Raw genomic sequence first — 11,522 nt, forward strand, 5'->3', positions numbered from 1 at the left:
CGTTCCAGTCCTAAACAATCCACGTTTTCCGCGCTTACTGCCACTGTTGCCGGTTTTTCACCGAATTTGGGTAGCGCATCATTGTCCAGAAAACTTGTCTCTGCCTAATGATACCCTATAAGAGTAGAGCATTGCAGAAAAATGCGCTAGGCGGTTAAAACCGCTCGTGTGGGCTTTCCACCCCGGTCTAAAGACGCGAGGCTACCAGCCCTGCCGTGTTTCTCTTGTGTCAGAATCTCCTTATGGTTCTCCCTCTTACTCAGGTCAAAACTCAATGGGGACATCCCAGAGGACCCCAAAAAAGCGCCCAAGGAGGGTTCAAATGAAGCGATCGAGAATTAATTCCAAAATGTCTAATTATTTATGGACAGAGTAAACTGAAAGAGATATAGCAGTTCCTTTATCAGTTGTGGAATGCCCTCACCCCCAATCCCTCTCCCAAAGGGGGAGAGGGGAGCTGAAGATGTCATAAATCATTTAGGATTGCTATAGTTACCGGATCTGCTAGGCTTTGTACAACAAATCCGCGACGGCGTTCTCGGCAGGACACTCACATAATCCAAGAAATTCGCTGACTCCTGGTCTGAAGTAAAGAGTTATAGATCTTATGACAGCTGCATCTCCAAATCCAAAGGCTTGGGACCATAACAATAGTAGTGCTGGTGCCGTGATTGATGTGACCCCTCAAATCGTTGATGGCGGCAAGAGCGATCATCAACGGTCCACATCCCCATCGGTGAGCGAACCCGCATCTAGCCCTCCGAGTAACAGTGGGGGTGGGGGGTCTTTAGTTCAGTCCAAGGGGACCTTCACTAACTTTCTCGCCCCCCTCAACAAAGACAGCTTCACCCAGGTTGTCAAAGATGTGGAAGGGAAGCTCGAAGTCGTCAATCAAACCCTGTCGATGCTCGACAGCCTCCTCGATGCCCAAGGGTTTGACTCGATTCTTGATGAAATGTTGCGTTCCATCACCTTAAAAACCGGGGAACTCCTCGGCGCGGACCGCACTACGATATTTTTATTAGATGAAGAAAAGAATGAACTGTGGTCCATCATCGCCAAAGGTGCAGGGGGTAAGCCTTTAGAGATTAGGATTCCAGCGGATAAGGGAATTGCTGGGGAAGTCGCCACGTTTAAGAAAGTCGTTAATATCCCCTTTGATTTCTTTGATGATTCCCGTTCCGGTGCAGCAAAAGAACAGTTCAAGAAAACAGGCTACCGCACCTATACGATGCTCTGTCTGCCTCTATTGAACGAACAAGGGGCATTAGTCGCGGTGGTTCAGTTACTGAATAAGTTAAAAAAAATCCATGATGCGGACTCTGAATTGTCCGAACGGATTAATGCCAAAGGCTTTACCGAAGAAGATGAGCGGGTATTTGAAGAGTTTGCCCCCTCGATTCGCCTGATTCTCGAATCCTCGAAGTCCTTCTATAAAGCAACTCAGCGGCAACGCGCCGCAGCAGCGCTCATGGCAGCGACCCAATCTTTGAGTAAGAGTAGCCTCGACCTGGAAGAAACCCTGAAAAAGGTGATGGACGAGGCCAAGCAACTGATGAACGCCGATCGCAGCACCTTATGGCTGATCGACCGGGAGAAAAATGACCTCTGGACCAAGATCCCCATCGGTCCGAGAGGGGAGTTAAGGGAAATCCGAATTCCTATGGGGGTCGGGTATGCCGGGACGGTGGGGAAAACAGGAGACCCCCTAAATATCCCCTTTGACCTATACGACCATCCCGGTTGTGAAACCAGTAAGCGGGTCGATCAACAAAGCGGGTATCGGACCTGTAGTTTATTGTGTATGCCGGTTTTCAACGCCGATGGGGAACTGATTGGGGTGACCCAGTTGGTGAATAAGAAAAAACAAGGGGATCATCCCCCCTACGAACCGACCCAATGGCCGGAAGCCCCCGATTGCTGGAAAGCCAGTTTCAATCGGTCCGATCAGGAATTTATGCAGGCGTTTAATACCCAAGCGGGAGTGGCGTTGCAAAATGCTAAACTCTTTGCCACGGTCAAGCAGCAAGAGCAAATGCAACGGGATATTTTGCGCAGCTTGAGCAATGGGGTGATTTCGACGGATAAGTCCGGAAAGGCGATCGCCGCTAACGATAGTGCGCGTCAATTGCTGGGTCTGGAAGCGAGCGATCGCATTGAAGGCAAATCCGTGCGCGATTTAATCCAAATTAAAGACGGGGACTTTTCTAAGTGGTTTGATGCGGCATTGACGGCCAAGGATGATAAATCCCGTCAGCAGTATTATCCCGATCAAACCCTGGTTGCCCAAGACGAAAAAGAGCAACACAGCATTAACTTGTCGATTAACTCCATTGCTGATGCCTCGGACCGTAACAACGTTTATGGTGCCCTGGTGGTGATGGAAGATATCAGCGATGAGAAACGACTCAAGAGCACGATGTATCGCTACATGACCCAGGAAGTGGCCGAACAGTTACTGGCTTCTGGAGACACGGGATTAGGTGGCAAGCGTAAGGAAGTCTCGGTCTTGTTCTCGGATATCCGCAGCTACACCACCCTCACCGAAGGGATGGAGGCGGAAGATGTCGTGGTCATGCTCAATGAATATTTTGAGTCAATGGTCGATGCGGTGTTTCAGTACAAGGGGACCCTGGATAAATATATTGGGGATGCGATCATGGCTGTGTTTGGGTCTCCTCTCCCCCTGAAGGACCATGCCTGGTGTGCGGTCCAAACCGCGATAGAAATGCGGCGGCGGTTGATTGAATTTAACAACCATCGCACCGATGCCGGTAAGCCAATCCTGAAAATTGGGATTGGGATTCACTCTGATGAAGTGATCAGCGGGAATATTGGGTCTAGCAAACGGATGGAATTGACTTCTATTGGAGATGGGGTCAACCTCGGGTCTCGGTTAGAAGGCACGAGCAAAATGTATGGGACTGATATCGTGATCAGTGAAAAAACTTACAATCCTTGTGCAGAAAAGGTTTATGTTCGAGAACTGGATTTTATTACGGTGAAAGGGAAAAGCGAACCTGTCAAAATTTATGAATTGGTCGGTTTGCGATCGGACCCAATTTCTGACTACAATCTGCAAATTATCGAATCCTACACGAAGGGACGAAAGTTTTATCTGTCTCGTCAATTTGCTAAAGCTCTCCAAGAGTTTGGTAAAGTGTTGGAACTTGATAAGAATAATAAGGCGGCATCCCTACAGATGGATCGCTGTCAACATTTTGTGGTGGAACCCCCAGGGGATGACTGGAATGGGGTCTGGAATCTCACCGAAAAGTAGTATCCTAAACAGAGCAAGGGTACAACCTAGAATTCAGGAGTCAGAATTCTGCTTTGGCATCGTTCTCACTCCTGATTGCTTGAAGAAAGATTGAATCGGTAGTTGACAATGTGTATGGAATATGGTAAATCCTAGCGGCGATCGCCAAGAAGTTTCAGTCTTATTCTCTGAAATTTCAGGCTATAGTAGCTTGACGGAAAATTTAGAAGCCTCCGAGGTCGCCAGTCTGCTTCAACACTATTTTGAGTCAATGCTGGAGGCCGTGAATCAGTACAGGAAAAATCACGAGCAACAAATAGAAGTGGCTTGTATTGGCAATGGACTGATTGTAGTCTTTGGTGCACCGCAGTTCCTAGAAAATCATGGGTGGATGGCATTGCAAACTGCGATCGCCATGCACAAAAAACTTGATGAATTTAATCATCATCGCCAAGAGCAAAATAAACCCGTGATTCAGATGGGGATTGGGATTAATTCCGATTGGACCATTAGCAATAATATTGCTGAAAACAAGTCCTTGCAATTTAGCGCCGTGGGCGACGGTGTAAATTTGGGCAATCTCCTCCAAGGGGTAAGCAATCAATATGGCTGCAATATCGTCTTGGGAGAAAACACCTATCAAGCCTGCCAGGAGCGAATTTGGGCCAGAGAACTGGACCGGATTCGGATGCGATCGAACTATCCCCCAGTTGCCCTCTATCAATATCTGGGACTCAAGGGAGAAGAGATTTCCGACGAGAGTAAAAAAGTGATGGAACACTATGACCTCGGACGGCAATATTATCTCAGTCGCAAGTTTGCGATCGCAATGGGAGAATTTGCCACCGTCTTGGAAATCAACAGCCACGATCGCGCGGCCCGGTTGCATCTCAAGCGCTGCCAGCGATTGCTCAAAGACCCCCCTAACGCTGAATGGGATGGGTCCTGGGTGGCTAAAAAATCTTGGGAACTGGCAGAACATTAGAAGCAACACAACAAAACAATGGCATCCTGTTTTTGAGTGAGTGGGTTTCGACGGAATAGGGATGAGCGTTCTGGCCATCGGATGCTCTACAACCGTGCAGTTAGTTCTTAAATCTCCCCTGGGATTCCGTCGTTATACCCGCGAAAAATTTCAGGCGATCGCCACATGGACCTCCTCATCCCTCAGACTTAGATCCCGAGGCAGTTCTCAGCAGACCGCAACGGAATTGTTACAATATTTAACATGGTTCCGTAAGTGGGTCCCCAATACATGGATACAAAGACCGTTTCTCCTCCCTCCGCCAAATTTCAGCCCGGTAGCGTCCCGGAAGAATCTCCCGGTTTAACCCCCTTTCCCGAAGGGGTCAAAAATCCCCCAGTCACCGTGGACATCGATTCCGCCGCCACCGAACTGGTCCCCCTCAAATCCGGCGCACCGTACTCAGACAGCAATGCTCTGTTGTACGACCCCGTTGCCATCACCGAACTCTATCGCGATCGGCCCGTGCAAGTCTGGGGGCGCAGATTTGCCATTTTGTGGCCCATCCTCACCCTCGCCTTTGGAATTTGGCGGGATAAAAAATGGGGTCGCGTCAAACAAAACGAACGAAAACGCGCCGAAAAACTGCGAACGACCCTAACTAAATTAGGGCCAGCCTTCATTAAAGTCGGACAGGCCCTCTCCACGCGCCCCGACCTAGTGCCGCCCCTGTATTTAGAAGAACTCGCTAAACTCCAGGACCAACTACCCCCCTTTCCCAACGAACTCGCCTACCAATTTATCGAAGAAGAACTGGGCGATCGGCCCTCCGCCATCTATGCCGAAATCACCCCAGACCCCGTAGCTGCCGCCTCCCTGGGCCAAGTTTACAAGGGTAAACTCAAAACCGGCGAAACCGTCGCCATCAAAGTCCAACGCCCTGGACTCGCCGAAAGCATGGGACTCGATGTCTATGTCTTACGGCAACTGGCAATCTGGGTGCAAAAAAATGTCAAACAAGTTCGCAGCGACCTAGTCGCCATCATGGACGAGTTCGGCACTCGCATCTATGAAGAAATGGACTACAACAAAGAAGGAGAAAATGCCGAACGCTTTGCCAAACTCTACGGCCATCTCAAAGATATCTACGTCCCCAAAATTTACTGGAAATATACCGGGCGTAGAGTGCTAACAATGGAGTGGATCGACGGCACTAAACTCACCCAAATCCCCGCCCTCACCGCCCAAGGCATCGACGCCAAATACCTAATCGAAGTCGGCGTCCAATGTTCCCTGCGCCAATTACTCGAACATGGGTTTTTCCATGCTGACCCCCACCCGGGCAACCTCCTCGCCACCCGAGATGGCAAACTCGCCTATCTCGATTTCGGCATGATGAGTGAGGTCAAACCCTATCAACGATATGGACTCATTCAAGCTGTCGTCCATCTCGTCAACCGCGACTTTGAAGGACTCGCCAAAGATTACGTCAAACTCGAATTTCTCACCCCAGAAACCGACCTCACCCCGATTATACCCGCCCTTGCCAACGTCTTTAATAACGCCCTCGGTGCTAGTGTAGCCGAACTCAACTTTAAGAGCATTACCGACCAACTCTCGGACATCATGTACGAGTATCCCTTCCGGGTCCCCGCCTATTATGCCTTAATTATTCGCTCCTTAGTTACCTTAGAAGGGATTGCTATTAATGTTGATCCGAACTTTAAAGTCCTGAGTAAAGCCTATCCTTATGTGGCTAAACGCCTCTTAACCGACCCCTCCCCAGAATTGCGAGGGTCATTGAGAGACCTGCTCTTTAAAGATGGGGAATTTCGCTGGAACCGATTAGAAAACCTATTGAGAAATGCCAAAGAGAGTGATGATTATGACCTCTCCCAAGGATTAAATCAAGCCTTAGAATTTCTGTTCTCAGAACGGGGAGAATTCATCCGCGATCGCCTCGTCGAAGAGTTAGTCAAAAGCCTAGATCATCTCTCCCGCGACGCCTTCAATAATGCCACCTCCGTCCTCCGAGAATGGGTAGGTTGGAAAGGAAATAAACCCACCCCAACCTTAACCAGTGGTGACCAAGAGAAAATGGAGCGAATTAAACGAATTTGGGAAATTTTACAAGAAACCCAAGGATTCAATCCCACCGAATTTGTCCAAAAACTTGCTCCCTTTCTCATCAAACCCGAAACCCAACGCATGGGTCAAAAAATAGCGGGAGACTTAGCCCAAAGAATGTTAGCCCGCCTGATTCGGGAAGTTCTCCTCAAAGAAGAACCCCCCAATGGCAAACCATCCTATCCCTCCGGTTCCCAACAACAATTACCCCCCTCCCGCACCAATGGTAAAGTTATCACCTATCCCGATGTAACGGTTAGGAAATAGCCTAAAAAAGCCTGCACCCTCAAGGGTGGGGCTATCCAAACCAAGCCCGCCTACGCGGGCTAATTTTTATCGAATTATCTGTTAAAAAGAAAGCGAGCAAGATGCTCGCACTCCCAAGCTTCCTATCATAAGTTCAACGTCCCGACTTCAGTCGTTCCCTTTTTTAATTAATTCTATCATCATTTACCCAAAAAACAGCCCAAAAGTTTGCGATTAAGTAATATCAATCCGGTTAAATATAGCAAATTTCAGAACCCCTTACCTCACCCTTACAAGAGTAGGTTTTTTACTTCCGGTCCCCGGACCTTGGCAAGGGGAGGGTTAGGGTGGGGTCCTCTTGACGTGCGATCGCACTTGCGCGTGGAATTGGTGGGTGGAGTGTCGGAGTGACGTGCGATCGCACCTGTATAGAGGTTGGTCCAACCTCTTTCTTCGTAACTCAGGCGATCGCGCTTGCGCGTGAACTCTCCACCCACTCATTTCTCTTGACTTGACGCGCGATGGCGCGTCAAGAGGACCCCACCCTAACCCTCCCCTTGCCAAGGGGAGGGGACCGGAGGTGCAGTTAATATAGCGGTTCCCGGACTCATTCGCGTACTTTTCAAAGCCCCTCTCCCGTCTTGGGAGAGGGGTTTGGGGTGAGGGCTGTACCTTATGGATATGAGAAACGCTATAGTAAGGCGAATCACCATAAACGTAAAAAACCTACTCTTGTAAGCTTACCCCACCCCCTTCTTGGGAGAGGGTTTTGGGGCGATCGCTCTCCTTATAAAAGTTGAAATAAAAACAGTAAAGACAAGGCAAAACCTTGTCTTCAACTGTTAATAATAAACCGTCAATTTAATTAAGCCATCGCCGATTCAAATTGTTGCAATTGAGCTAGATCCGGGGCCGAGTTTTTTCCAAAAATTGGCGGTAATTCTCCCACCTTAACCAGCACCTCCCGCACCTCTTGATTAGAAATATCGGCCAGGGTTCGGTTACTTAATAGTGCTAGGGTTGCAGCAATCCCTAATCCATGACCCACTGCCGCATTGTATTCCACAATTCGTCCCGCAGCGGAAGCAAAACCCTCAAATCCAGACGCGGGACTGACAACCGCTAAATTAGGCACGGATTTTAGTTGGGCGTGACGGATACCGACATTAAAAATTGGCTTACTAAACATGGTGCTGAGAAACCCATTTGCTAAGGCTTTATGGCCAATGCCAGGAATCCCCCCGCGTACATCAAAATGGTAAGCAAAGGTTGCCAATGCCTCTGATTTAGGAACGCCACCGGCTAACATTTTTGCACCACTTAAAGGCTCGATCGCCTCGGTGATATTTCCCGCGTGTCTGATGTACAATTCCGAGGCAGGCGTTACCTTTTTTGCCCCAATGCTCTTAAACCATTGCTCAACAAATTTCATTTCCTCCAACATTGCCGGAGTCGGTTTCCCGCCATTGTTTGCCAGAGTCTCCGCTTCACTGCCGGTAACGGCAATCATCAAGGCATTCCAAGAGAGGCGATCGCCGGATAAAATCGCCACATTTCCTCGGTCTAAAATTGCCCCACTTTCATACAGGGATAACTTCTTGCCTCGGAACGAATGATAGGCGATCGATAACGCATTACAGCGAATATCAATATAATCTTTCCCCGCCCACAATGTTTTTAAATTCCCGTGGGAATCCACCAACTCCTGCCGGAGTGATTCAGCTTTGCGCTCATCAAATCCAGCGGCAGACTTGAGGAAATTTTGGGCTTCCGTATCGGCCAAATTTCTGAATCGTTTCAGATAGGTTAATTCTATTTCTTTGAGGCGATTAATACTCAACCCTTCGGTTTCAAATACCAACGTCACCGGCAGTTCAGAATCTGGTAACCCAAATGTCCCGAATCCTTGAGACTTTTTCGCTCCTGCCGCTTGTGCGAGTTCCGCATTTACGGTAGAATCGATAAATTGCTTGGCTGTATAGGTTTCACCGCGAGTGGTGAGAATACTGGTTAAATTGGGACCGGATTTAACGACCGATGCGATTTTGACGTGACTGAGAATCGCCACCCCTGCTTCCTGGAGCATTTCTTTCAAAGCGCGATCGCCTTTTTGGGGATCAAGGGCAATTTGCACCACTTCTGCCCGTTGCAAAAACTCCTGATAAAGGGCAGAAGGTGCACCAAATGTATCTAAATTCAGGGAGGTTTGAAGCGGGCGATCGATCTGGGTGCGATCGAGATAAGATAATTTCCCTCGAATCAAATGACCGCCAATGCCTTCTCCAGCATTTGCCTTAGACATTAACAGCATTTTCGGATATTTTTGGGTCTGACGGCGATACTCTCTCGCTGCCGCTATCATCGCTAAAACCCCGGGTACTTCATCCCCAAATCCGATGATATCGTAATACCGTTCTTCTTTATTATTCATAGTATGCGCTCGCGATCGCCAAGATTGGTAAATGCCGGTATAATCCGACAGACATTATTCCCTATACCTTAGCTAACGCCGTTTATCCGGAGGCACAGAACCCGAAAAATATTCCTCCGAAATGTTCAACGTCCCGACTTCAGTCGTTATTCCACCCTCCCCAACCCAAACCCCACCCCACTAAAACCAGACAATCACAACCCTCACCGCCAATCTGACCCCAAATTTCGCTAAAGTTAAAAGCAGTAACCCCTTTAGGAGATTTCAGGATGTCAGCTCAACTACTCCTTGTCGATGATGAACCCGGATTACGGGAAGCGGTGCAAGCCTATCTGGAAGATGAAGGGTTTTCCGTTCAGGTGGCGAGTAATGCCAATGATGGATGGGATTTGCTGCAACAGCAACATCCGGATTTAGTGATTACGGATTTGATGATGCCCCAAGTTGATGGATTTGAATTTCTCAAACGGATGAGGGAAGACCCCCGGTTTAAGGTGATGCCAGTGGTTTTTTTAACCGCTAGAGGGATGACAGGCGATCGCATCCAAGGTTATCAAGCCGGTTGTGATGCCTACCTGTCCAAACCGTTTGACCCCGATGAATTAGTGGCGATCGTCCGGAATTTGTTAGATCGTCGCGCCGCTGCCAGTGTGGAGGGAGAAGCCCCGGATTTAGCGTCCTTAGCCCGAGAAATTGGGGAAATCAAGTCCATGCTATCCGGTCGGCATTCGATCGCCCAAACCCCTTCCCCTATCAAAATTGACCTCACCCCTCGCGAACAAAGTGTTTTGGATTTAGTGGCGAAAGGATTGATGAACAAGGAAATCGCCCGCAATCTCGATACCAGTGTTCGCAATGTTGAAAAATATGTCAGCCGCTTATTTAGCAAAACCGGCACTAATAGCCGGACTGAGTTAGTGCGTTATGCCCTTGAACATGGTCTTACAGAATAAGGGCAGATGGCTCATTGCGGGTGATTGATTTCAAGCCGTTGAATCACCATCCGCGATCGGCAAAAGATTAAGAAAAGTTACATTTCTTTAAAAAATGGTCATAATTTCTCATTTTGCAGAAAATTTTTGCTAACGTTTGACCCATTACTTCAACAAAAAATAAGAAAAAAGACCTAAAACTTATGAAAGTTGCAAAAATTTCCTCACCCTTGGGACAAGTTTTAATGATGGCAGCGTTAATGATTTTGATGAGTTTGGGGACAATGACCGTCGTCGTGTTAGCCGGTGGGTTCTGAGGCAGAGAAAATGAGGTTTCTCTGCCTGGGTTCTGCCATTTTTTGCTCACAGACGTAAGAGTAAATTAGAGCCGTGGGTATCGGTGCCACAGGTATTTAATAATCCGTAGGTGGCACCTAACTCATGAACTTGAGCCGTTTGCTTGGGACTGGGTTTCCAGGGCTTAGGGTTTTTGTAGGCATAATAGGTTTCGATGCCATCAATGCCGAAAGAGGCGGCTTCGGGAATCAGGTCCTCGGGCGATCGCCGGGCATACCGCGCCGGGTGAGCCAAAACCGCCAATCCTCCTGCAGCTTGAATGGAATGAATCACTTCAGAGGCTTGATAATCGGGACCCTTGACCACATGATTTTGGAGATAGGGTTGCATCCGAGGATGTTCTGGATTGAAGGCATATCCCAGAATATGAACCTCCGTATCCAAGAGACCCGCATTAATTTCGACGCCGGTCCAGAGTTGAGGGGCTTGAGGCAATTCAGCAACGGTTCTGTCACTTTGATATAAATTGGAATGGTCGATCCACCATTTATCTAGCCACTGTTGAGCGGCGTAGTAGCCTTTGACGCTGTGATGATCCGTAATTGTCAGCCCTTTGAGACCAATAGAGATGGCTTGTTCCATCACTTCTTCCGGGCGTAACTTGCCGTCGGAACAGACGGTATGGAGATGAAAATTGTAAGCAGTCGGGCAACTATCAGCGTCGATCGCCTGAAACACGCGACCAAGCGCCGCTTTATTCTGGGCGGCAGGCTGAGTTGAAATAGACTGTTGAGAGACACAGAGCGTCATAACTACCTCATAAATTGGTGAATGTTCGGGTTGAACATCAACACACCCTGAAAAGGCCAGGGTTGACGGCAAAACGTCACCTTCGGCAGTTCATCTCCACGTCGGCATCAAGGGTCGGCGATCGGAGTGGAAGGGCGATATGGTCCTAAACCCGTAGCACTCGCAACGAACGTTTGGAATTTAGAAGTCGATCTTGACGAGCGCGAGAATTTTCTTCACATATTTTAACAGTCCGAATCGAGTGATCACGACAAAAGTTAAAAAATGATTAAACATAAATTTAATCTAAACTATTAGCAATCCATAATTAACAACGGTTGACACTCCCGATGTCTAAAGACACGGGGATTCTTGCACAGCCTTAGACCAAAGCCTAAGTCTGATGGGCGCTGCTCATTGTGCCTCTAATAAGTCCGCTCAAATTAGATTTGAACTTTCCCTTTACTTTGCGAAGGA

The 11,522-nt window shown here is 48.3% G+C and carries 7 protein-coding genes; 4 read left to right on the plus strand and 3 right to left on the minus strand.

Annotation, left to right across the window (positions count from 1 at the left end):
• The first annotated feature begins 607 nt into the window (after positions 1–607).
• The 3 genes from J0895_RS20520 to J0895_RS20530 all read left to right on the plus strand — a co-directional run bounded on the left by J0895_RS20520 (position 608) and on the right by J0895_RS20530 (position 6,617).
• Positions 608–3,280: a GAF domain-containing protein gene (locus J0895_RS20520; RefSeq protein WP_207089856.1), complete on the plus strand. Its 2,673-nt coding sequence runs from the start codon at positions 608–610 to the stop codon at positions 3,278–3,280.
• A gap of 121 nt (positions 3,281–3,401) precedes the next feature.
• On the plus strand, positions 3,402–4,244 hold the full coding sequence (locus tag J0895_RS20525; RefSeq protein WP_207089857.1) for an adenylate/guanylate cyclase domain-containing protein: 843 nt from the start codon (positions 3,402–3,404) through the stop codon (positions 4,242–4,244).
• 270 nt (positions 4,245–4,514) lie between these two features.
• Positions 4,515–6,617 (plus strand): ABC1 kinase family protein, encoded by a 2,103-nt coding sequence (locus J0895_RS20530; RefSeq protein ID WP_207089858.1) that lies wholly within the window; start codon positions 4,515–4,517, stop codon positions 6,615–6,617.
• 269 nt (positions 6,618–6,886) lie between these two features.
• On the opposite strand, the gene J0895_RS20535 is transcribed toward J0895_RS20530, so the two are convergent.
• Together J0895_RS20535 and J0895_RS20540 are read right to left on the minus strand one after the other, a co-directional pair.
• Entirely contained in the window at positions 6,887–7,093 is a 207-nt protein-coding gene (locus tag J0895_RS20535; protein WP_207089859.1) for a hypothetical protein, read from the minus strand.
• A gap of 368 nt (positions 7,094–7,461) precedes the next feature.
• Positions 7,462–9,027, minus strand: coding sequence for an FAD-dependent oxidoreductase (locus J0895_RS20540; RefSeq protein ID WP_207089860.1), 1,566 nt, complete (start codon positions 9,025–9,027; stop codon positions 7,462–7,464).
• A 269-nt stretch (positions 9,028–9,296) separates the two neighbouring features.
• On the opposite strand from J0895_RS20540, the gene J0895_RS20545 reads away from it, so the two are divergent.
• On the plus strand, positions 9,297–9,980 hold the full coding sequence (locus tag J0895_RS20545) for a response regulator transcription factor (RefSeq protein WP_207089861.1): 684 nt from the start codon (positions 9,297–9,299) through the stop codon (positions 9,978–9,980).
• A 342-nt stretch (positions 9,981–10,322) separates the two neighbouring features.
• Here the strand turns inward: J0895_RS20545 and J0895_RS20550 are convergent, their stop codons facing one another.
• A complete protein-coding gene (locus tag J0895_RS20550; RefSeq protein ID WP_207089862.1) occupies positions 10,323–11,066 on the minus strand; it encodes a PHP domain-containing protein in 744 nt (247 codons plus the stop codon).
• Positions 11,067–11,522 lie beyond the last annotated feature (456 nt).

Source organism: Phormidium pseudopriestleyi FRX01 (assembly GCF_017313335.1).
Taxonomy (GTDB): domain Bacteria; phylum Cyanobacteriota; class Cyanobacteriia; order Cyanobacteriales; family Laspinemataceae; genus Laspinema; species Laspinema pseudopriestleyi.

Bases quoted from the DNA above. Each gene is read 5' to 3' on its own strand.
- J0895_RS20520 (WP_207089856.1), top strand. From the start codon at position 608: ATGACAGCTGCATCTCCAAATCCAAAGGCTTGGGACCATAACAATAGT.
- J0895_RS20525 (WP_207089857.1), top strand. From the start codon at position 3,402: ATGGTAAATCCTAGCGGCGATCGCCAAGAAGTTTCAGTCTTATTCTCT.
- J0895_RS20530 (WP_207089858.1), top strand. From the start codon at position 4,515: ATGGATACAAAGACCGTTTCTCCTCCCTCCGCCAAATTTCAGCCCGGT.
- J0895_RS20540 (WP_207089860.1), bottom strand. From the start codon at position 9,027: ATGAATAATAAAGAAGAACGGTATTACGATATCATCGGATTTGGGGAT.
- J0895_RS20545 (WP_207089861.1), top strand. From the start codon at position 9,297: ATGTCAGCTCAACTACTCCTTGTCGATGATGAACCCGGATTACGGGAA.
- J0895_RS20550 (WP_207089862.1), bottom strand. From the start codon at position 11,066: ATGACGCTCTGTGTCTCTCAACAGTCTATTTCAACTCAGCCTGCCGCC.